This is a genomic window from Streptomyces cyaneochromogenes, from assembly GCF_003963535.1.
GTDB classification, from domain to species: domain Bacteria; phylum Actinomycetota; class Actinomycetes; order Streptomycetales; family Streptomycetaceae; genus Streptomyces; species Streptomyces shaanxiensis.
This window is the reverse complement of sequence record NZ_CP034539.1, coordinates 8,542,532-8,564,847: the sequence shown is the minus strand read 5'-3', so window position 1 is coordinate 8,564,847 and position 22,316 is coordinate 8,542,532. Positions and strand designations below refer to the sequence as shown.

At 70.3% G+C, this 22,316-nt stretch carries 17 protein-coding genes; 12 read left to right on the top strand and 5 right to left on the bottom strand.

Annotated elements, in window-relative coordinates; all coding sequences use genetic code 11:
- Positions 1 to 56: 56 nt before the first annotated feature.
- The 4 genes from EJ357_RS38735 to EJ357_RS38720 all read right to left on the bottom strand — a co-directional run bounded on the left by EJ357_RS38735 (position 57) and on the right by EJ357_RS38720 (position 6,522).
- Positions 57 to 782 carry a class I SAM-dependent methyltransferase gene (locus EJ357_RS38735; RefSeq protein WP_126396308.1) on the bottom strand — a complete coding sequence of 242 codons (726 nt, stop codon included), beginning with the start codon at positions 780 to 782 and terminating at the stop codon, positions 57 to 59.
- Between the two features lie 153 nt (positions 783 to 935).
- Positions 936 to 3,371 (bottom strand): ATP-binding SpoIIE family protein phosphatase, encoded by a 2,436-nt coding sequence (locus tag EJ357_RS38730; protein ID WP_126396307.1) that lies wholly within the window; start codon positions 3,369 to 3,371, stop codon positions 936 to 938.
- A gap of 176 nt (positions 3,372 to 3,547) precedes the next feature.
- Positions 3,548 to 5,932, bottom strand: coding sequence for an MFS transporter (locus tag EJ357_RS38725; protein WP_126396306.1), 2,385 nt, complete (start codon positions 5,930 to 5,932; stop codon positions 3,548 to 3,550).
- Positions 5,933 to 6,078: 146 nt separating this feature from the next.
- On the bottom strand, positions 6,079 to 6,522 hold the full coding sequence (locus EJ357_RS38720; RefSeq protein ID WP_126396305.1) for an SRPBCC family protein: 444 nt from the start codon (positions 6,520 to 6,522) through the stop codon (positions 6,079 to 6,081).
- Between the two features lie 192 nt (positions 6,523 to 6,714).
- Between EJ357_RS38720 and EJ357_RS38715 the strand changes: the two genes are divergently transcribed.
- From EJ357_RS38715 to EJ357_RS38700, 4 genes are all read left to right on the top strand, one after another.
- Complete coding sequence (locus EJ357_RS38715) at positions 6,715 to 7,752, top strand: Rv2578c family radical SAM protein (protein ID WP_126396304.1); 1,038 nt, start codon at positions 6,715 to 6,717, stop codon at positions 7,750 to 7,752.
- Between the two features lie 135 nt (positions 7,753 to 7,887).
- On the top strand, positions 7,888 to 9,465 hold the full coding sequence (locus EJ357_RS38710) for an alpha/beta hydrolase (RefSeq protein ID WP_126396303.1): 1,578 nt from the start codon (positions 7,888 to 7,890) through the stop codon (positions 9,463 to 9,465).
- A gap of 53 nt (positions 9,466 to 9,518) precedes the next feature.
- Positions 9,519 to 9,926 (top strand): RidA family protein, encoded by a 408-nt coding sequence (locus EJ357_RS38705; RefSeq protein ID WP_126396302.1) that lies wholly within the window; start codon positions 9,519 to 9,521, stop codon positions 9,924 to 9,926.
- 40 nt (positions 9,927 to 9,966) lie between these two features.
- The gene (locus tag EJ357_RS38700) at positions 9,967 to 10,500 is read left to right on the top strand and encodes a GNAT family N-acetyltransferase (protein ID WP_126396301.1); all 534 of its coding nucleotides are present in this window, start codon (positions 9,967 to 9,969) and stop codon (positions 10,498 to 10,500) included.
- A 4-nt stretch (positions 10,501 to 10,504) separates the two neighbouring features.
- Here EJ357_RS38700 and EJ357_RS38695 read toward each other — a convergent pair whose 3' ends face one another.
- Positions 10,505 to 11,080 (bottom strand): adenylosuccinate lyase, encoded by a 576-nt coding sequence (locus EJ357_RS38695; protein WP_126396300.1) that lies wholly within the window; start codon positions 11,078 to 11,080, stop codon positions 10,505 to 10,507.
- A gap of 401 nt (positions 11,081 to 11,481) precedes the next feature.
- Between EJ357_RS38695 and EJ357_RS38690 the strand changes: the two genes are divergently transcribed.
- From EJ357_RS38690 to EJ357_RS38655, 8 genes are all read left to right on the top strand, one after another.
- Positions 11,482 to 13,287: a 3-hydroxyacyl-CoA dehydrogenase family protein gene (locus tag EJ357_RS38690; protein ID WP_126396299.1), complete on the top strand. Its 1,806-nt coding sequence runs from the start codon at positions 11,482 to 11,484 to the stop codon at positions 13,285 to 13,287.
- A gap of 136 nt (positions 13,288 to 13,423) precedes the next feature.
- Positions 13,424 to 14,236, top strand: a complete 813-nt coding sequence (locus EJ357_RS38685) for a TetR family transcriptional regulator (protein WP_188142313.1) — start codon at positions 13,424 to 13,426, stop codon at positions 14,234 to 14,236.
- A gap of 99 nt (positions 14,237 to 14,335) precedes the next feature.
- Positions 14,336 to 14,554 (top strand): hypothetical protein, encoded by a 219-nt coding sequence (locus EJ357_RS38680; protein WP_126396297.1) that lies wholly within the window; start codon positions 14,336 to 14,338, stop codon positions 14,552 to 14,554.
- A gap of 1,651 nt (positions 14,555 to 16,205) precedes the next feature.
- Positions 16,206 to 17,549, top strand: coding sequence for a crotonyl-CoA carboxylase/reductase (gene ccrA, locus EJ357_RS38675; protein ID WP_126396296.1), 1,344 nt, complete (start codon positions 16,206 to 16,208; stop codon positions 17,547 to 17,549).
- Between the two features lie 17 nt (positions 17,550 to 17,566).
- The gene (locus tag EJ357_RS38670) at positions 17,567 to 19,615 is read left to right on the top strand and encodes a protein meaA (protein ID WP_126396295.1); all 2,049 of its coding nucleotides are present in this window, start codon (positions 17,567 to 17,569) and stop codon (positions 19,613 to 19,615) included.
- On the top strand, positions 19,612 to 20,571 hold the full coding sequence (locus EJ357_RS38665) for an HpcH/HpaI aldolase/citrate lyase family protein (RefSeq protein WP_126396294.1): 960 nt from the start codon (positions 19,612 to 19,614) through the stop codon (positions 20,569 to 20,571). The genes EJ357_RS38670 and EJ357_RS38665 overlap by 4 nt, the downstream gene beginning before the upstream one ends.
- Positions 20,572 to 20,586: 15 nt before the next feature.
- On the top strand, positions 20,587 to 21,099 hold the full coding sequence (locus EJ357_RS38660) for a MaoC family dehydratase (protein ID WP_030948303.1): 513 nt from the start codon (positions 20,587 to 20,589) through the stop codon (positions 21,097 to 21,099).
- Between the two features lie 2 nt (positions 21,100 to 21,101).
- Positions 21,102 to 22,307, top strand: a complete 1,206-nt coding sequence (locus tag EJ357_RS38655; protein WP_031475707.1) for an acyl-CoA dehydrogenase family protein — start codon at positions 21,102 to 21,104, stop codon at positions 22,305 to 22,307.
- Positions 22,308 to 22,316: the final 9 nt, after the last annotated feature.

Genomic DNA, 22,316 nt, shown 5'->3' with positions numbered 1-22,316 from the left:
GGAATGAACCAAGTTCACCCTCCGGCGTGCACGGACGCGCCGGAGGGCAGCCGCGATCAGGCCGTCCGGCCCGCCACCACCCACTTCGACGGCAGCTCGATCCGCGCACCGTCCGGCCCGTACTCCGTGGTGATCAGGGGCAGTTCGCCGCTCGCGAGGACGGTGAGCCCGGCCGCGCGCAGATACTCGGGCACCGCCGCGTCGGCGACCTCGCCGGGGGCGATGCCGTGCCGGAAGATGGGCGCGAGCTTGGGCGGCGGGCCCGCCGGGCTCTGGGCGAGGCCGACGAGGACGGGCTTGGCGGACTCGGAGAGTTCGACGAGGAAGACCCTGCCGCGCTCACCGACCAGCGTGGCGATCCCGTTCACCATCAGCTGCCGGTCGTCGGGCTCGGCCTGGTGCAGCACGCCCCGCATATAGATGTTGGCGTCGCCGAGTTCGGCGTGCAGCGTCTCGGCCTCGGTCTTCTCCACGGCGTCGAACAGCCGGTACGCCGCCTGCCCGGCCGGGTCGGCGCGCCGGGCGTGGTCGAGGGCCGCGGCGGACAGGTCGGCGCCGACGACGCGCGTGAAGTGGTCAGCGAGGAAGCGGGTCTGGGTGCCATTGCCGCAGCCCAGGTCGACCATCGGCAGGCCCGGCTCGGCCAGGTGCGCCTCGAAGAGGGTGAGATGGCGGCCCGCCGTCAGGTCCGGCGCCGCGTCCCAGAACACCGCCCCCTCCTCGTCGGAGGCTTCACGCCAGAAGCCCTCCCAGGCCTCCCGGTACCGACTCGTCACGCTCATGACCGACTCCCCAGGGTACGACGCCTGCCCGCCGCGAACTGACGGGACAGTACGGTCTATCGCGGGCGGGTGACGGCTACAAGCGCGTGGCGCATTCCTTCACTCCGCATTCGAGACCTGTGCGCCGTCGTACCCCCACTGGGGCACAAGGGATCAGCGTCGCGGGAGCGTGAGTTCGAACCGGACGGTCTTCCCGGCGCTCGTACGACTGGTGCCCCACTCGCGCGCGAGCGTGCTCACCACCCGCAGCCCACGCCCGGCCTCGTCGCCGGGGCCGGCGTTCAGCAGGGTCGGCAGGTCGTGATCGTCGTCGTCCACCTCGCACAGCAGCGTGTCGCCGCGGATGAGGCGCAGTTCGACGGGGCGGCTGTGGGAGTGCCGTACAGCGTTGGTGACGAGCTCGCTGACCATCAGCTCCACGCTGTCGGCCAGCTTCCCCAGGCCCCAGTCGTGGAGCTGTTCGCGGACGACGGCGCGGGCCCGGGGCACCTCCACCGGGTCGAGGGAGAGCCGCCATTCGGCGACGTCCTCGGGCGCGATGCCGTTGAGACGGGACATCAGCAGGGCGACGTCGTCCTTGCGGCCGCCGCGGGTGTTGAGGGCACGGATGATGGTGTCGCAGGCATCGTCCATGGACGCGGCCGGGTGGGCGGCGGACTCGCAGAGCGTCGCGAGACCGACACCGATGTCCTCGCCGCGCACCTCGACCAGTCCGTCGGTGCACATCACGATCCGGTCCCCGGGCTCCACGCGCACCCGTACCGCCTCGAAGGGCACACCGCCGACGCCGATCGGCGCGCCCGTGGGCAGGTCGAGCAGCTCACTGCGTCCGTCGTCGGCGCGGACCAGCACGGGCGGGATGTGACCGGCGTTGGCGATGTGGAGCTCACTCGCGATCGGGTCGTAGACGGCGTACAGGCAGGTCGCTAGGTAGGTGTCGCCGAGGCGCTGGGCGAGGTCGTCGAGGTTGCGCAGCAACTGCGCGGGCGGCAGGTCGAGGGCGGCCATGGTCTGCACGGCCGTCCGCAACTGGCCCATCATGGCGGCCGAGTTGAGGCCGTGCCCCATGACGTCGCCGACGACGAGGGCGGTGCGCGCGCCGGGCAGTTTCACGGAGTCGAACCAGTCGCCGCCGACCCGCCCCAGCAACGTGCCCGGCAGATAGCGGGTGGCGATGTCGCAGCCCGCCATGCGCGGCGGGATGTGCGGCAGCATGCTGTCCTGGAGGGTCTCGGCGACGGACTCCTGGTAGGTGTACATGCGCGCGTTGTCGAGCACGAGGCCCGCGCGGGCGGCGAGTTCGGCGCCGGTGACACGGTCCATGTCGTTGAAGACGGGCCGCTCGGGGTGACGCAGCAGGATCATGAAGCCGAGCACCACATTGCGGGCCTTGAGGGGTACGACCAGCATGGAGCGGCCCGTGATGAGCGGCCGGATGTCGCGCTTCTCGAACTGCGAGGCGATGGCGTGGCCCATCTCCTCGCTGATGCGCGGCACGAGAACGGGCTCGCCGCTGGTCATGCACTGGAAGAACGGCGTGTGCGCCGGGAAGGGCATGGCCTCGCCGACGGGCACGACGTCGTCCCAGCGGCCGGGTTCGTCGGTGTGCTCGACGGCGACCCGGTGCCACATGGTGGTCGTGTCCGGCACTCCGTCGGGGAACCCCTCACCGGCGACTACCTGTTCGCGCAGATAGGTGCCGGCGACGTCGGTGAAGCGCGGGACGACGGCCTTGCTGACCTCGATGATGGTCCGCGACAGGTCGAGGGAGGTGCCGATGCGGCCGCTGACCTCGTTGAGGAACTCCAGGTGTTCGCGTACTGCGGCGTACTCGAGGTCCACGTCGTCGTCGGCGTACTCCTGAGGTAACGGCAGGCCCTCGGCGGCGGCCCGGGCGGCGCGCTCGCGGCGGGCCTTGCGCTCCACGCGCCGGGGCACGCCCCAGTCGGGGGTGACGGGCACCCGGTCGTTCTGGCTGAACTCCAGGACGGGATAGCCCAGTTCGAGGATCTGGCCGACGATGCGGGCACTCTCCTGCACGCTCATGCTGGGCAGGATCTCGGGGAGGCCGCGGGCGAGTTCCGCGGCGCCGGGGAAGTCGGTGTGCAGGGCGAAGCCGGGTGCGACGCGGTCGAAGCCGGGGTCCTCGCCGTCGCCGTCCTGCTGGAGCCGCCCCACGTCGGCGCCGAGCACGAGGAGACGCTCCGGCCCTGGGCCCACCAGCGGGTACGCCCACCACAGCACGTCCACGCGGTCCCGCTCGGGCACGGTGAGGCGGGCGCGGCCCGCCGCCGGGTAGAACAGCCGCCCGTCGAGGGACGATTCGAGGTCGTGGCCGAGTCCGTCGTACGCCGCGTAGGCCCCGTACGGCGAGAGGTCCTCGTCCTCGGGCAGTGCTCCGGAGACGGGCAGCAGATCGACGGCCGGGCGTCCGATCGCCTCCTCCTTGGCGGCGCCGAACAGACGGCGTGCGCCGGAGCTCCAGTGGGAGACGAGGCCCTCGCGGTCCACCACGACGACGGCCAGCGGGATGCGGCCGGCCGCGGCGTGCTCCGTCACCGCGCCGTCCCTCTCGGTGCCACGGTCCATGGCGCAGGCCCTCTCTCCCCACGGCTCCGCAAGATCTGCCGCCTACTCCACCGTACGGCTCCGGGCGAAGGCGATGTGCGGCAATACGGGAATTGGTGAGCCGGGAGCGCCGGGGCCCGTGCAGATGCCGTGCGCGCCGCGTCCTCGCAGGACAGCCACGCGTACCGGTCCCCTGCTCAGTCCTCGTGCCCGAGCTGAAGGTCGCGTTCCGTTCGGCCTCCTCCGGCGACCTGGAGCACCGTGGCGACCGGCGGGTAACCGGTGGCGATGACGGTGTACTCGCCGGTGGCGAGGTCGACGAACCGGAAGGTGCCGTCAGGGCCGGTGGTGAGGGTGTCCATGACGTTGCCGACCGCGTCGAGCAGGGTCACGCGCGCGTCCTCGACGGGCCGCCCGCCGCCCGCCCGCACGGTGCCGCGCAGGAGGGCGCCGCCGGCGAGTTCGATGTCCTGGCGGGTCTCGCGGGCCGCCTTCACGGTGGCGGGGACGGCGGCCGGGCGGAAGGCGGGCGAGCTCGCGGCGAGGGTGTACTCGCCGGCGACCAACTCGGTGATGACGTAGCCGCCTTCGCGGGCGCTGCGGGTGGTGGCGACGACCTCGCCGTGGACGTTGGTGAGGGTGACGGTGGCGTCCACGGGGGTGCCGTCGGGGGTGAGCACCCGCCCGGCGAGGCGTCCGGCGCCGCCGAGGACGATGTCCAGGTCGACCGGGCGCTCGCCGACGGTCACGGAGACGGCCTGCGGCTGGTGGCCGCCCGCCGCGGCGATCAGCACGTACGCCCCGGGTCCCGGCGTCGCCAGCGTGTACCGTCCGTCGTCGCCGCTCGTGCCGCGCCCGATCTGCTGCCCGGCGACGTCGATGAGCGTGAGCGCCGCGCGCGGCACGAAGGTGCCGTCGGGGTGCTGCACCGAGCCGCGGACGGGAACCGCGGTGGCGTGCGGCGAACGGGACGGCGGGATCGGGGCGTTCACCGGCGCCGGGTCCGTCTCCAGGGCCGGGACGTCATGGGACAGCAAGGGCTTCTCCTTGAGGAAAAGGGCGATCAGCAGGCCGAGGACGAGCACCGGCACCAGGTAGAGGAAGATGCGCGGCATGGCCTCGGCGTAGGCCCGGATGTAGCCGTCGCGCAGATCCGGCGGCAGGGCGTGGACGAGCTGCGGGGTGATGGACTCGGGGTCGGGAAGCTCGGCTCCCGCGCGCGTGGGCAGGTGTACGGCCAGGGCGTCGGCGAGCCGGTCGGCGAAGAGGGTGCCGAAGATCGCGGCGCCGACGCTGCCGCCGATCTGCCGGAAGTAGTTGTTGGCGCTGGTGGCGGTGCCGAGGTCGGCGGGGCGCACGGAGTTCTGCACGGCGAGGATCAGGACCGGCATCACCATGCCGATGCCGGCGCCGAGGACGGCCATCCAGATGCTGTAGTGCAGCCGGGGCGTGTCTGCGTCGAGGCGGGACAGCAGCCACATGCCGGCGACCGAGAGGGCGCTGCCGAGCACGGGGTGGAGCTTGTAGCGGCCGGTGCGGCTGATGAGCTGGCCGGAGACGACCGACGCGCCGACGATGCCGCCCATCATCGGCAGCATGAGCAGGCCCGACTCGGTGGCCGTGGCCCCGTCGACCATCTGCAGGAAGGTCGGCAGATAGCCGGCCGCGCCGAACAGGGCGACGCCGATCACCAGGCCGACCAGTCCGGTGACGTTGAAGACGGAGTCCCTGAACAGCCGCAGCGGGATGAGGGGTTCGACGGCGAAGTGCTCGACGACGAGGAAGAGGACGGTGGCGAGGACCGCTCCCGCGCCGAGGCCGAGGACGATCCGGGAGCCCCAGGCGTACTCGGTGCCGCCCCAACTGGTCAGCAGGACCAGGCAGGTCGAGGCGGCGGCGAGCAGCAGGGAGCCGAGGATGTCGAGCCGGCGCCTGCCCCGCGGCCTCGGCAGTTTCAGGACGACGGCGACGACGGCCAGCGTGACGAGGCCGAAGGGGACGTTGATGTAGAAGCACCACCGCCAGGACAGGTGGTCCGTGAAGTAGCCGCCCAGCAGGGGCCCGGCGACCGAGGCGAGACCGAACGCGGCGCCGATCAGGCCCATGAAGCGGCCGCGCTCACGGGCCGGCACGATGTCGGCGATGATCGCCTGGACACCGATCATGAGGCCGCCCGCGCCGACGCCCTGGACGGCGCGGTAGGCGATCAGCTGGTCCATGGTCTCGGCCCGTCCCGCGAGCGCGGAGCCGACGACGAAGACGACGATCGCGAACTGGAAGACGCCCTTGCGGCCGAGGAGATCGCCGAGCTTGCCGTAGATCGGCAGGCCGATGGTGGCGGTGAGCAGGTAGGCGGTGATCGCCCAGGACATCCTGTCCAGGCCGTGCAGCTCGCCGACGATCTTCGGCAGCGCGGTGGCGACGATCATCTGCTCCAGCGCGGCCAGCAGCAGCGCGAGCATCAGTGCGAAGAAGACCAACCGCACCCGGCGCGGGCTCAGTCCGTTCTCGGCGCCTTGGGACGGGGCCTGTGGAGGAGGTGCGGTGACGGTGTCGTCCTGCACCAGTGTCGTGCCGCCCACGTGCCGTTCCCCTCGCCGTACCTGCTCACATTTCCCGCATTAGGCGACAACTACGAGCAAGCACGGCGAGTTACGGCGCCGTCCCGGACACGACGGAGTTCCACTCGATCCAGTGAGGAGGCCAAGGGCCCCCGGTCACCGGGGACTTAACTCTCGACCTCGGCGGCCAGCTTGTCGAGCACCGCGTCGTAGATCCGGCCGAGACCCTTGGGCGCGAAGGTCTTCTCGAAGAAGCCGCCGATACCGCCGGCGCCCTGCCAGGTGGTGGTGACGACGACCCGGGACTTGCCCTCGCCGGCCGGGGTGACCCGCCAGGTGGTGACCATGGAGGAGTTGCGGTCCTTCTCGACGAGCTCGCCGTCGGTGGGCTCGCTGACCTCCAGGAGGCAGTCCCGGACGCGCTTGCTGGTGGCCTGGAGCCTCCAGTGGACGAGGGTGCCCTCGCCGTCGCCGCCCTCGCGCACCTCGTACTCGCTGAAGTGCTCGGGCAGCAGATTCTGCCGGGTGCCGCTGTAGTCGGCGAGGGCGTCGAACACCTTCTCCGCGTCCGCCGCGACGACCCGCTCCGTAGTGGCCTCGACCTGCGCCATTGACTTCCTCCAGGACCTGATTTCTCGGGGGTTGGAGCAAGCCAACCACCCCGCTCCCGGACCACCCAAATCGGGGTCCCGATCAGCTTCCCGAAGCGGTCGCACAGTGATCGAAATCGGAACCGGGATTTAGGTCGCACGATCAAGGGAACATGTGTTCTATTCTGGGGGCAGTGCTACCGAGGAGGCACCATGCGCTGGGAGAACCTCACCCTGGAGTCCGATCACAGCCGGGCCGACACCGCGCTGTTCGGCGCGGACGCCGTCGTCACCCGCACCTTCGACACGCCCGAGTTCGCCGGGATCACGTTCCACGAGATCCGGGCCCGCTCGATCATCAACCGGGTGCCGGGCGCCTCGCGCATGCCCTTCGAGTGGACGGTCAACCCCTATCGGGGCTGCTCGCACGCGTGCGTGTACTGCTTCGCCCGCAAGACCCACAGCTATCTGGACCTCGACACGGGCCTGGGCTTCGACTCCCAGATCGTCGTCAAGGTGAACGCCCCCGAACTGCTGCGCCGCCAGCTCTCCTCCCGCCGCTGGCTGGGCGATCACATAGCGATGGGCACGAACGTCGACTGCTATCAGCGCGCCGAGGGCCGCTACCGCCTGATGCCGGGCATCCTCGCCGCCCTGCGCGATCACGCCAACCCCTACTCGATCCTGACCAAGGGCACGCTGATCCTGCGCGACCTCGACCTGCTGAAGCAGTCCTCCGAGGTGACGGACGTCGGCATCTCGGTCTCGGTCGGCTTCGTCGACCCCGAGCTGTGGCGCACCGTGGAGCCGGGCACACCCGCCCCCGAGCGGCGCCTGGATGTCGTCCGCACGTTCACCGAGCACGGTCTCGGGTGCGGGGTGCTGATGGCGCCGGTGATCCCCTTCCTGAGCGACCACCCGGCCCAACTGCGGGCCACCGTGCGGGCGATCGCCGCCTCCGGGGCCACCTCCGTCACGCCGCTGGTGCTGCATCTGCGGCCCGGGGCCCGCGAGTGGTTCATGGCCTGGCTCGGCCGCCACCACCCGCATCTGGTGCGCCGCTACGAGCGGCTGTACGCGGACGGCGCCTATGCGCCGAAGTGGTACCAGCGCCGGATCACCCGTCAGGTGCACGACCTGGCGCAGGAGTACGGCATCGGCCCCACGCGCGCGGGAACGCCCCGGCGGATCAGCGAGCCCGAGCCGACCGAGCACGCGATGACCGAACCGACCCAACTTACGCTTATTTGAGCGCATTGGAGCACATCCCTCGACGCAATCGGGTCAAGTCCTGCCCGATCGAGTTCTTCCGGGCGTCCACGCCGGGACGATGCGGCCGGGACCGTGACCCTCGCGGTCCGCGACCCTCCGTCCTGGGAGGACTTCATGCGAAAACGCGCAGCCGTGCTGTGCGGGACGGCCGCCCTCGTGGCCGGGACCGTGACGGCCGTCCCCGCCGAGGCGCGCGCCCCGCACACCGCGGGAACCGCTCACGCCGCACCCCTCAGCTGGAAGAACTGCGGCACCAAGAACTACCCGACACTCCAGTGCGCATCCCTTGAGGTGCCACTCGACCACGCCCGCCCGCACGGCCGGCAGATCACGCTCGCGCTGTCCCGCGTCCCGCACACCGCGAAGAAGTACCAGGGCCCGCTGCTGGTCAACCCGGGCGGCCCCGGCGGGAGCGGGCTCACCCTCGCCGGATTCGTCGCCTCGGGACTGCCCAAGGCGGTGGCGGCACAGTACGACGTCATCGGCTTCGACCCGCGCGGCGTCGGCAGGAGCACACCCGCCCTCGACTGCAGACCCGGCCACTTCGACGCGGTACGCCCGGACTCCGTGCCGCGCACACCGCGGATCGAGCGGGCCAACCTCCAACGCGCCGAGGCCTTCGCACGGGCCTGCGGCGAGAAGTACGCGGACGTGCTCCCGTACCTCGACACGGTCAGCGCCGCGCGCGACATGGACAGGATCCGAGCGGCACTCGGCGCGAAGCGGATCAACTACTTCGGCTACTCGTACGGCACCTACCTCGGCGCGGTCTACGCCAAGCTCTTCCCCCAGCGGGTGCGGCGCGCGGCCCTGGACTCGGTCGTCGACCCGACCGGCGTCTGGTACGAGGCCAACCTCGCGCAGGACCACGCCTTCGACGACCGCCACCGCGCGTTCCTGGCGTGGGTCGCCAAGTACGACACCACCTACAGGCTCGGGACCGATCCCTCGAAGGTCGAGGCCAAGTGGTACGCCATGCGGGCGGCCCTGGCCAGGAAGCCGGCCGACGGCAAGGTGGGCGCCTCCGAGCTGGAGGACACCTTCATCCCCGGCGGCTACTACAACGGCTACTGGCCCCACCTCGCCGAGGCGTTCGCGGCGTACGTCAACGACAAGGACACCGACCCGCTGGTCGAGGTCTACGAGAGGTTCGCCGCCGCCGACGCGTCCGACGACAACAGCTACAGCATCTACACCTCGGTGCAGTGCCGCGACGCCGCCTGGTCGCGCGACTGGCCGCGGTGGCGGGCGGACAACTGGGCGGCGTACGCGAAGTCGCCGTTCATGACCTGGAGCAACGCCTGGTACAACGCACCGTGCGCGTTCTGGCCGACGACCTCGCTCTCGAAGGTGGACGTCGACAACCGCAGGCTGCCGCCGATGCTGCTGTTCCAGGCGACCGACGACGCGGCCACCCCCTACCAGGGCGGGGTCACGCTGCACCGGAAGCTGGCCCGGTCCAGCCTGGTGGTCGAGCGGGGCGGCGGCAACCACGCCGTCACACTGGTCGGGAACACCTGCCTGGACAAGCACCTCGCGGCCTACCTGACCGACGGCACCGTGCCGCGCGGCACGGGCGAGGTCGACGCGGAGTGCGAGGCGCGGCCCGATCCGAAGCCGCTGAGCTCCAAGGTCACGTCGGCGTCGTCGCGGGGCGAGGAACTGCACGAGCTGGTCGGCTTCCGCCACTGAGTGCCTGACGGCCCGTCGGGGGCGTTGTCAGACCCATGGGCCACCATGGACGCATGAGTGAGCTGACCAGGATTTCCGCCCCCGACGGTGTCGCCCCCGCCGCCCAGTACACGCATGTCGTGCTCGGCACGGGCCGTTTCGTCGCCGTCTCCGGCCAGCTCGCCCTGGACGTGGACGGCAGGCTCGTCGGCGAGGGCGACCCTGCGGCCCAGGCACACCAGGTCTTCGAGAACCTGAGACGCTGCCTGGCCGCGGCCGGGGCGACCTTCGACGACGTCGTCAAACTCACCTACTTCGTCACGGACATGGCACACATGCCCGCGGTCCGCGCGGCGCGCGCCGAGCACATACCCGACGACCGGCTGCCGGCCGCGTCGGCGGTGCAGGTCGCCGGGCTGGTGCGGCCGGAGTTCCTGATGGAGGTCGAGGCGTTCGCCGTGGTGCCGAGTTCGCCGAGTTAATGGCAGGCCGACGACGGCGACCGATGTCTAGGGTGCCGCCATGGACGACGACCACATCCGCATCCGCCCCATGACCCTGGCCGACTGCGACCGCGTCGCCGAGATCCGGGTCGACGGCTGGCAGAGCGCCTACCAGGGCCTGATCCCGCAGTCGTACCTGGACGCCATGGACGTGGCACAGGACGCCGACCGCCGCCGCGCCCACTTCGCGCAGGCCGACGGCAGTGTGGTGAACCTGGTCGCCGAGACGGCCGGTGAGGTCGCCGGCTGGGCCTGCCACGGCCCGTACCGCGACGGCGAAGTGCGCACCGCGGATGCCGAGTTGTACGCCATCTACGTGGATCCCGGACGATACGGTGCCGGCGTGGGCCACGCCCTGCTGCAGGAGTCGCTGCGCCACTGCACGGCCGCCGGACACGCCCGCATGCTCCTGTGGGTCCTCAAGGACAACGCCCGCGCCCGCGGCTTCTACGAGCGCGCGGGCTTCCTTCCGGACGGCACCGAGGAACCTTTCGAGGTGGACGGGGTCGGGGTGCCCGAGGTGCGGTACGCGCGCGATCTGCCCGTCGCCTGACGGCTCACCGCCGGCCCGGGATCCGCGCCAGCGCCTGTACGGCCGCCTCCGCGAGGCTCGGGTGGGCCAGCGCCTCGTTCAGGACGCGTCTGGCCCGGGTGTCGCCCAGTGCGCCGAGGCCCTCCACGCAGGCGAGGGCCACCCGGCGGTAGGGGTCGTGCGGGCGCAGCCTGCGCTCCAGGGTGGTGATCAGGGCGGGCACGGCCTCGGGGGCGCGCAGCTCGACGAGGAGCCGCACCGGGTGCAGGGCGTAGGCGACGCGGAGTTCGTTGGTGGCGAGGGCGGCGGCCGCGCGGGCCGTGCGCGGGTCGCCGAGGCGGGCGAGGGCGTGGGCGGCGGAGGCACAGCGCTGCGGATCGCGGTGGTTCAGGAGCAGGACGAGGGACTCGAAGGCCCGGCGGTCCCCGGCGAGGCCCAGCCGGAACGCTGCCAGCTCCCTGGCCCACAGCGGCTGTCCGGGCGCGGTGAGCAGGCCGGCCAGTTCGTCGGGGTCCTCGGTCGCGACGAGGCGGTCGTACGCGGCCGGCGCCCCGGACTCCTGCCGTAAGCGCTCCGTGAGTGATCGCAACTCTTCGTCCATGAAGGCGAGCGTAGAGCGGTCCGTCGGCGATCGGGACCTACATCACAAACTCGGGGACTAGCGCGCTCGTTACCCACTGGTTAAGCTCATACGAGCGAGTTACCCACTCGCGAACTCCTTGCGGCGACCTGGTGACGCAGTCGCCGCGAGAAGCAGTCGGTTCGGTACATCGAGTACCGCAGTACGACTCGGCCACGGGACAGGGCCGGTCGGTCATCACCGCTCCTCGGACGTGTGCACGTCCGCAGCGACGGCACCGGGCGTGTGCGCTTGCAGCCCGGCAACACCCGCACTTCTTCCGCACCCGGTGCGCTCATGGTTCGGCTTCGACTCCGGTCGGGCCCCCCTTCGGCGCACCCGGGCGCATTTCCAGTCGTCACCCTCATTCCTGGAGTCCCGCGATGGCCGCTCCCCTGTCCGACACCCCTCTGTCCCCGCTCCAGACCGTTGCCGTCGTCGGCCTCGGCACCATGGGCACCGGTATCACCGAGGTCCTGGCCAAAGCCGGCCGCGAGGTCATCGGCATCGACATCAGCGAGGCCGCGGCCGCACGGTCCGTCGCCGCCCTGGAGGCCTCGACCGCCCGCGCCGTGGAGCGCGGCCGGCTGACCGAGGAGGAGCGCGCCGAGGCCCTCGCCCGCGTCCGCACCTCCACCGACCTGCGGGCCGCGGCCGACGCGGACCTGGTCATCGAGGTGGCGCCGGAGTCCTACGAGATCAAGCACCAGATCTTCCGCGAGCTGGACGGGATCGTGCGCCCCGAGACGATCCTGGCGACCGGCACCAACGCCCTCTCCGTCACGCGTCTGGCCGCCGACTCGGCCCGCCCCGAGCGCGTTCTGGGCCTGCACTTCTTCAACCCGGCGCCGGCCATGCGGCTGGTCGAGGTCGTCTCCTCGGTGCTGACCGCGCCCCAGGCCGTCGCCGCGGTCACGGACCTCGCCCTCGCGCTGGGCAAGGAGCCCGTCGCGGTCGGCGACCGGCCCGGATTCGTCGCCGACGGGCTGCTGTTCGGCTACCTCAACCAGGCGGCCGCGATGTACGAGGCGAAGTACGCCTCCCGCGAGGACATCGACGCCGCGATGCGGCTGGGCTGCGGCCTCCCGATGGGCCCGCTGGCCCTGCTGGACCTGATCGGCATCGACACGGCGCGCACCGTCCTGGAGGCCATGTACGCGGAGTCCCGTGACCGGCTGCACGCCCCCGCCCCGATCCTCAAGCAGCTCAGCGAGGCGGGCCTGACGGGCCGTAAGTCGGGCCGTGGCTTCTACACGTACGAGGCTCCCGGCAGCTCCACCGTCGTGCGGGACGCGCTGACGCCGCTGGAGGGCGCGACCCTCACGCCGGGCCGCCAGGTCCGCTCGGTGGGTGTCGCGGGCTCGGGCACCATGGCGTCCGGTATCGCGGAGGTCTTCGCCAAGGCCGGGTACGAGGTCGTGCTCGCCGCCCGCAGCGAGGAGAAGGCGCAGGCCGCGAAGGCCCGTATCGGCAAGTCTCTTTCCCGCTCTGTCGACAAGGGCCGGATGACCGCCGAGGCCGCCGCGCAGACCCTGGACCTGATCACCGCGGCGGGCTCGTACGACGCCTTCGCCGAGGTCGACCTGGCCGTCGAGGCGGTCGCCGAGGACCTGGAGATCAAGCGGCAGCTGTTCGCGACGCTGGACAAGGTCTGCAAGCCCGGCGCGGTGCTGGCCACCACCACCTCCTCGCTGCCCGTCGTCGCCTGTGCCCGCGCCACCTCGCGGCCGCAGGACGTGATCGGCATGCACTTCTTCAACCCGGCGCCCGCGATGAAGCTGGTCGAGGTCGTCCGTACGGTGCTGACCGGCGACGACGTGCACGCGACGGTCCGCGAGGTCTGCGGCAGGATCCGCAAGCACGCCGTGGACTGCGGTGACCGTGCCGGATTCATCGTCAACGCACTGCTGTTCCCCTACCTGAACAACGCGATCAAGATGGTGCAGGAGCACTACGCGTCGCTCGACGACATCGACGCGGCGATGAAGCTGGGCGGCGGCTACCCGATGGGGCCGTTCGAACTGCTGGACGTCGTCGGGCTCGATGTCTCCCTCGCGATCGAGAAGGTCCTGCACCGCGAGTTCCGTGACCCGGGCCTCGCTCCGGCGCCGCTCCTGGAGCACCTGGTGGCCGCGGGCTGCCTCGGCCGCAAGACGGGCCGCGGCTTCCGCGAGTATGCCCGGCGCTGACGGCGTCGGCGACTGGTTCAGAGGCGACCGGGACTGGGGCGGACTGCTCGACCCGGCCGGAGGGCCCCCGCCCGCCCAGGGCGGGGGAACCCCCGTGCATGCGCATCAAGCTGCGGACATGCAGTACGTTCGGGTCATGTCCCAGCCCGCCAAGTCCTCACGTACACCAGCTACGCCCGACACGCCGGAAAGTGCCGCAGGCAGTCGCGCGGCGGCCCAGCGGCTCAAGATGCGCCGCGAACTGGCGGCCGCGGCGATGGAGCTGTTCGCGACCAAGGGGTACGAGGCGACCACCGTCGACGAGATCGCGGCCGCGGCCGGGGTCGCCCGCCGCACGTTCTTCCGCCACTTCCGTTCCAAGGAAGAGGCGATCTTCCCGGACCACGACGACACGCTGATCCGCGCGGAGGCGGTGCTCAACGCGGCCCCCGCGCACGAGCACCCGCTCGACACCGTGTGCCGTGGCATCAAGGAAGTCATGAAGATGTACGCGGCCCGGCCGGAGATCTCGGTCGCCCGCTACAAGCTCACGCGCGAGGTGCCCACCCTGCGTGAGGCGGAGATCGCGTCGGTGGCTCGCTACGAGCGCCTCTTCACCCGCTATCTCCTCGGCCACTTCGACGAGCACGCGCACGACGACGACGCCAACGACGACCCGCTGCTGGCCGAGGTCGCCGCGTCCGCGGTGGTCACCGCGCACAACCACGTCCTGCGGCGCTGGCTGCGCGCGGGCGGCCAGGGCGACGTGGAGACGCAGCTCGACCATGCCTTCGCGATCGTACGGAGGACGTTCGGGACGGGCATCGGGGCCGGGCGGGACACCGCGCCGCGTACGTCGCCGGCCTCCGTGGCCACGCAGGGGGAGGTGCTGGTGACGGTGGCCAGGACCGACGCGCCGCTCGACGAGGTCATGCGGACGATCGAACAGGCGCTGAAGGAGCGGGCCTAGGACGTCATCGCGGGGCTGCCGGCGGGAACCATCGCGTCGGCTCATCCGTCCTCCATGTCGAAGGTGGATCTTCACGGTGTGCGACGGAAGCGAGTTGCCATGCAGGCGAACGACCCGACCAAGCTCGAAGCCACGCTGGCCGACGGGCGGCGCATGACGCTGTCCCTGCCCGCGACGGACGCCAAGTGGGCCGCCGACGGTATACGCGGGCTGCGGGCCGTCCCGCCCACGCACACGGGCCGCGGCGAGGAGCCTCCGGCGCTGCCCGAAGAGCCCGCACTGCCGCTGCAGGTGGCCCTGCTGGGGCTGGGGGTCTGAGCGGGCGTCGCCTCCGGGGGAAGTGGGATCGGCCGACCGGCGGCTTCGGTCCAGCTGTGGCTGGTCGCGCGCACGCGGCGGGGCTGCATATCGCGGCAGCCCCGCGCCGCAGCCGACGCGCCAGGGCCGCTTAGGGCCCCCTGATCCGCCGGACGGGACCTAGCGCCAACGCCGAACCCGTCCGACCCGGCGCGAGCCTCACCGCCGACCTGGTTCCGCCTCTCGCATCACCAGCCGTCCCGCGCCCGGGCCAACATGTTGTGCCGGTGGCCGGTGGCCGACGGGACGCGGGGACGGCCCGGGCACCAGTCCGACCAGGTGCAGCCCGTCCGGGGGCATCGGGCGCGGGCCCATCCACTCCTGCTCCCGCCGCTCTCGTCGGCGCCCGGCAGACGCGGCCACGCGGCCGCCACCAGCGCCCCCACCCGGCTCTGCCGGAAGAAATCCGGGTCCGGTCGAACTCCATCGTCCCGGCGACCCGCACCCCCTTGACCCCTGCGCGGAGCCCAGGTGCACCAGCCACCGCGGCAAGCCATTCGGCCGGCACGGAGAAGCTGTAGCCCTTCCCGGCGGCGACCTCGATCCGTACCCCCTCCCCCGGCGAAGCGCACACGTCCGGGGACCAGACGCGGTCACCCACGCACCCACCACCAGCTCGGCACCGCCCCGCAACAGCCCCTCGGCCAGCGAGTCACCGAACTGTCCGAGATCCACGTCCCATTGACGCTCCATCAGGAACCCGCCCCGGGCGGCCGGCCCGAGACCGGGGAGCCCGCCGCCGACCGGCACAGCCGTCCTGCACGCTTCGACCGGCCACCGTCCGGAGCGGCTCGTCGAGCGGCACTCCGCGCGGGGCGAGCACCTCGGCGAGCGGCACGATGCCGAGGCTCGGGCCGGATCGGCGAGCCGGGACGCGATGCCGGCACTGCGTGCCGGGCGCCGGTTCACCGTGGCCGATCTGCGCGCGCCCCAGCTGCTGGCCACGGCCGTACGACACGGACGCGCCAGGCACGCGCCCGGCACGCGGCCGCGGTCCTCGCGGGACTGCGGGGCGGGAGGAACCGCCGGTGCTGCGGGAGTCGCTCATCGCCTGGGCGGAAGGCGGTCCTCCAACTCGCCTGGACCGCGGAGCGCCTCGGCGTGCACCGCAACACCCTGCCTCTACCGGCCGGCGAAGATCGAGTAGCTGAGCCGACGGGGGCCTGGAACCGCGTACCGCGATGACCATGTACCTGGCATGTCCGGCCGATGCCCTCCAGGCGACCGATCGGCGACGACTGGTGACCGATAGCGCCCGATTAGCACCTACTCACCGGTAGCTTTGATCGATCATCGCTCATTTGTTACGTAAAGATTTCATCTGAGGGCAAGTTCTGGCACTCAGTGCCTTGTCAGGTGACACGCGGTGTCATACGTTGAAGGAGTCCGGGCGGCCGGCGTGCAGAGACCTTTCGTACGCCGGCTGTCCCCGCAAGCCCCTCCCGGGGCCTGCGCGCCCGGCGCCTGCGTCACAGGCAACCTCCCGCGCCAACAAAGCGCTGCCGAACAGCACCACACCGCCGAACCGACGGCACATCCACAAAACCCTCAGCAGCACCGACGTAACCCTCAGCACCCCTCCCTCAGGGTGCGCATCGCCGGAGGCAACACCGTGACCGTGAAGGACATCCTGGACGCGATCCAGTCGCCGGACTCGACGCCGGACGACTTCGCCGCTCTGCCGCTCCCCGAGTCGTACCGCGCGATCACCGTGCACAAGGACGAGACGGAGATGTTCGCGGGCCTGGAGACCCGCGACAAGGACCCGCGCAAGTCGATCCACCTGGACGACGTCCCGCTGCCTGAGCTCGGCCCGGGCGAGGCCCTGGTCGCCGTCATGGCATCGAGCGTCAACTACAACTCCGTGTGGACCTCGATCTTCGAGCCGCTGTCCACCTTCGGGTTCCTGGAGCGCTACGGCCGCACCAGCGAGCTGGCCAAGCGCCACGACCTGCCGTACCACATCATCGGCTCCGACCTCGCGGGCGTCGTCCTGCGCACCGGCCCGGGTGTGAACTCGTGGAAGCCGGGCGACGAGGTCGTCGCGCACTGCCTGAGCGTGGAGCTGGAGTCGAGCGACGGTCACAACGACACGATGCTCGACCCCGAGCAGCGCATCTGGGGCTTCGAGACCAACTTCGGCGGCCTGGCGGAGATCGCGCTGGTGAAGTCCAACCAGCTGATGCCGAAGCCGGACCACCTCTCCTGGGAGGAGGCCGCCTCCCCCGGTCTGGTCAACTCCACCGCCTACCGCCAGCTGGTCTCCCGCAACGGCGCCGGCATGAAGCAAGGCGACAACGTCCTCATCTGGGGCGCGTCCGGCGGACTCGGCTCCTACGCCACGCAGTTCGCCCTGGCCGGTGGCGCCAACCCGATCTGTGTCGTCTCCAGCCCCCAGAAGGCCGACATCTGCCGGGCGATGGGCGCCGAGGCGGTCATCGACCGCAACGCCGAGGGCTACAAGTTCTGGAAGAACGAGCACGAGCAGGACCCGCGCGAGTGGAAGCGCTTCGGCAAGCGCATCCGCGAGCTCACCGGCGGGGAGGACGTCGACATCGTCTTCGAGCACCCCGGCCGCGAGACCTTCGGCGCCTCGGTCTACGTCACGCGCAAGGGCGGCACCATCGTCACCTGCGCCTCCACCTCGGGCTACAACCACGAGTACGACAACCGCTACCTGTGGATGTCGCTGAAGCGGATCATCGGCTCGCACTTCGCCAACTACCGCGAGGCCTGGGAGGCCAACCGGCTCATCGCGAAGGGCAAGATCCACCCGACGCTGTCGAAGGTCTACTCCCTGGAGGAGACCGGCCAGGCCGCGTTCGACGTGCACCGCAACCTCCACCAGGGCAAGGTCGGCGTGCTGTGCCTGGCCCCCGAGGAGGGCCTCGGCGTGCGCGACGAGGAGATGCGCGCCAAGCACATCGACGCCATCAACCGCTTCCGCAACATCTGAGACACCCGAGGTCATAGATGACTGAGCGTCAGCCCGCCGAAGGCAAGCGGGAGAAGGACCGGCCCTGGCTCATGCGGACCTACGCCGGTCACTCCACGGCCGAGGCGTCCAACGAGCTGTACCGGCGCAACCTCGCCAAGGGGCAGACCGGCCTGTCGGTCGCGTTCGACCTGCCCACGCAGACCGGCTACGACTCCGACCACATCCTCGCCCGCGGCGAGGTCGGCCGGGTCGGCGTGCCCGTCGCGCACCTCGGTGACATGCGCCGGCTGTTCCAGGACATCCCCCTGGAGCAGATGAACACCTCGATGACGATCAACGCCACCGCCATGTGGCTGCTGGCGCTCTACCAGGTCGTGGCCGAGGAGCAGGGCGCGGACATCACCAAGCTCCAGGGCACGACCCAGAACGACATCGTCAAGGAATACCTGTCGCGTGGAACCCATGTCTTTCCGCCGGGGCCCTCACTCCGGCTGACGACGGACATGATCGCGTACACGGTCTCCCACATCCCGAAGTGGAACCCGATCAACATCTGCAGCTACCACCTGCAGGAGGCGGGCGCCACGCCGGTCCAGGAGATCGCGTACGCGATGTCCACCGCGATCGCGGTTCTCGATGCCGTACGCGACTCAGGGCAGGTCCCCGCCGAGAAGTTCGGGGACGTCGTGGCCCGTATCTCCTTCTTCGTGAACGCGGGTGTCCGCTTCATCGAGGAGATGTGCAAGATGCGGGCGTTCGGGCGGATCTGGGACCAGGTCACGCGCGAGCGGTACGGCATCGAGAACCCCAAGCAGCGCCGCTTCCGGTACGGCGTCCAGGTCAACTCCCTCGGTCTGACCGAGGCGCAGCCGGAGAACAACGTCCAGCGGATCGTGCTGGAAATGCTGGCCGTGACGCTGTCGAAGGACGCACGCGCGCGTGCCGTGCAGCTGCCCGCCTGGAACGAGGCGCTGGGTCTGCCCCGGCCCTGGGACCAGCAGTGGTCGCTGCGCATCCAGCAGGTGCTGGCGCACGAGAGCGACCTGCTGGAGTACGAGGACATCTTCGAGGGCTCGCACGTCATCGAGTCGAAGGTGAGCAAGCTGGTCGAGGAGTCGCTCGCGGAGATCGAGCGGATCCAGGAGATGGGCGGCGCGATGGCCGCCGTCGAGTCCGGCTACCTCAAGTCGCAGTTGGTCTCCTCGCACGCCGAGCGCCGGGCTCGTATCGAGTCCGGGCAGGAGAAGATCATCGGCGTCAACATCTTCGAGACGACCGAGCCGAACCCGCTGACCGCCGACCTGGACACGGCGATCCAGACGGTCGACCCGGCGGTCGAGGCCCGTGTCATCGCGGGGCTGCAGCACTGGCGCGACACCCGGTACCAGCCGCCCTTCAACCACCCGCGCCCGTGCAAGGCGCTGGAGAAGCTGAAGGAGGCCGCCAAGGGCACCGCCAACCTCATGGAGGCCACCCTGGAGTGCGCCCGCGCCGGGGTCACGACCGGCGAGTGGGCCGGGGCCCTGCGCGAGGTGTTCGGCGAGTTCCGGGCGCCGACGGGGGTTTCGTCCGCTCCGGTGGCCGTCCCCGCCGAGGAGGGCTCGGCCATGTCCGAGGTCCGCCGCAAGGTCGACCTGACGGCGAAGGACCTGGGCGTCGGCAAGCTCCGCTTCCTGGTCGGCAAGCCCGGCCTGGACGGGCACTCCAACGGCGCCGAGCAGATCGCCGTACGCGCGCGTGACGCCGGCTTCGAGGTGGTCTACCAGGGCATCCGGCTCACCCCGGAGCAGATCGTGGACGCGGCCCTCGCCGAGGACGTGCACGCGGTCGGCCTGTCGATCCTCTCCGGTTCGCACGCCCAGCTGGTGCCGGACGTGCTGGAACGGCTCCGTGTGGCCGGTGCCACAGATATACCCGTGATCGCCGGTGGCATCATCCCGAATGGTGACGCCGAGCAGCTCCGGGCCGCCGGAGTGGCCGCCGTCTTCACCCCGAAGGACTTCGACATCACCGGAATCATCGGCCGCATCGTCGACGAGATCCGGAAAGCGAACAAGCTCGACCCCCTGGAGGTCCCCGCATGACCGTCAACCGTCTGCGTCCCCGCCGCTCGTGTCTCGCGGTACCGGGAAGCAACCCCCGCTTCCTGGAGAAGGCGCAGGGCCTCCCGGCGGACCAGGTCTTCCTCGACCTGGAGGACGCGTGCGCGCCGCTCGCCAAGCCCGAGGCGCGGCACACCATCGTCAAGTTCCTCAACGAGGGTGACTGGACCGGCAAGACGAGGGTCGTGCGCGTCAACGACTGGACGACCGAGTGGACGTACCGCGACGTCGTCACGGTCGTCGAGGGTGCCGGCCAGAACCTCGACTGCATCATGCTGCCGAAGGTGCAGACGGCCCAGCAGGTGGTCGCCCTGGACCTCCTCCTCACCCAGATCGAGAAGACGATGGGCTTCGAGGTCGGCAAGATCGGCATCGAGGCGCAGATCGAGAACGCCCAGGGCCTGAACAACGTCAACGAGATCGCGACCGCCTCCCAGCGCGTCGAGACGATCATCTTCGGCCCGGCCGACTTCATGGCGTCGATCAACATGAAGTCGCTGGTCGTGGGCGAGCAGCCGCCCGGCTACCCGGCGGACGCCTACCACTACATCCTGATGAAGATCCTGATGGCCGCCCGCGCCAACAACCTCCAGGCGATCGACGGCCCCTACCTCCAGATCCGCAACATCGACGGCTACCGCGAGGTCGCCCAGCGCGCCGCCGCGCTCGGCTTCGACGGCAAGTGGGTGCTGCACCCGGGCCAGGTCGAGGCGTCCAACGAGATCTTCTCGCCCTCTCAGGAGGACTACGACCACGCCGAGCTGATCCTGGACGCGTACGACTACTACACGTCCGAGGCGGGCGGCAAGAAGGGCTCCGCGATGCTCGGCGACGAGATGATCGACGAGGCCAGCCGCAAGATGGCGCTCGTCATCTCCGGCAAGGGCCGCGCCGCCGGCATGCAGCGCACCAGCAAGTTCGAGACCCCCGACAACTAAGGAGCCCTGAGCGCGATGCAGTTCGGACGCACCTACGAGGAGTTCGAGGTCGGGGCGACGTACAAGCACTGGCCGGGCAAGACGGTCACTGAGTACGACGACCACCTGTTCTGTCTCCTCACCATGAACCACCACCCCCTCCACATGGACACGAACTATGCGGAGAAGACGACGGACTTCGGCAAGAACGTCGTCGTCGGCAACTACATCTACTCGCTGCTGCTCGGCATGAGCGTCCCCGACATCTCCGGCAAGGCGATCGCCAACCTGGAGATCGAGTCGCTCAAGCACGTGGCGCCGACCTTCCACGGCGACACGATCTACGGCCAGACGACCGTGCTCGACAAGTGGCCGTCGAAGTCGAAGAACGACCGCGGGATCGTCTACGTCGAGACCAAGGGCTACAAGCAGGACGGCACGCTGGTCTGCGTGTTCCGCCGCAAGGTGATGGTGCCCACCGAGACGTACATCAAGGAGCGCGGCGGCGAGCAGCCCGGCCGCCCCGAGCTCAAGGAGCAGGAGAAGTAGCCATGGCGCGACTCGCCCAGACCGCCGGTCTGACCGACATCCAGCAGGAGATCCTCTCCACCGTCCGCGACTTCGTGGACAAGGAGATCATTCCGGTCGCGACCGAGCTGGAGCACCGCGACGAGTACCCGCAGCAGATCGTCGACGGCCTCAAGGAACTGGGCCTGTTCGGCCTGATGATCCCCGAGGAGTACGGCGGTCTGGGCGAGTCGCTCCTGACATACGCCCTGTGCGTCGAGGAGATCGCCCGCGGCTGGATGTCGGTCTCCGGCATCATCAACACGCACTTCATCGTGGCGTACATGCTCAAGCAGCACGGCACGCAGGAGCAGAAGGACCACTTCCTGCCGAGGATGGCGGCCGGCGACATCCGCGGCGCCTTCTCGATGTCGGAGCCGGGCCTCGGCTCGGATGTGTCGGCGATCACGTCGAAGGCGGTGAAGGACGGCGAGGAGTACGTCCTGAACGGCCAGAAGATGTGGCTGACGAACGGCGGAACGTCAAGTCTGGTCGCCGTTCTCGTCCGAAGTGACGAAGGACACCCCGAGGGCACGGCGCCCCACAAGTCGATGACGACCTTCCTCGTCGAGAAGGAGCCCGGCTTCGGTGAGGTCCGCCCCGGCCTCACCATCCCCGGCAAGATCGACAAGATGGGCTACAAGGGCGTCGACACGACCGAGCTCATCATGGACGGCCTGCGCATTCCGGCCAATCGCGTACTCGGCGGCGTCACCGGCCGAGGTTTTTACCAGATGATGGACGGCGTCGAGGTCGGGCGCGTCAACGTGGCTGCGCGTGGCTGTGGCGTGGCTCAGCGTGCTTTCGAACTGGGTGTCCAGTACGCCCAGCAGCGCCACACTTTCGGCAAGCCGATCGCCCAGCACCAGGCCATCCAGTTCAAGCTGGCCGAGATGGCTACCAAGGTCGAGGCCGCCCATGCCATGATGGTGAACGCGGCACGCAAAAAGGACTCCGGAGAACGAAACGACCTCGAAGCAGGGATGGCGAAGTACCTCGCCTCCGAGTACTGCAAGGAGGTCGTCGAGGACGCCTTCCGGATCCACGGCGGCTACGGCTTCTCCAAGGAGTACGAGATCGAGCGCCTCTACCGTGAGGCTCCGATGCTGCTGATCGGTGAAGGTACTGCCGAGATCCAAAAAATGATCATCGGTCGCCGGTTGCTCGAAGAGTATCGGTTCCAGGGCTGATTGTCCGGG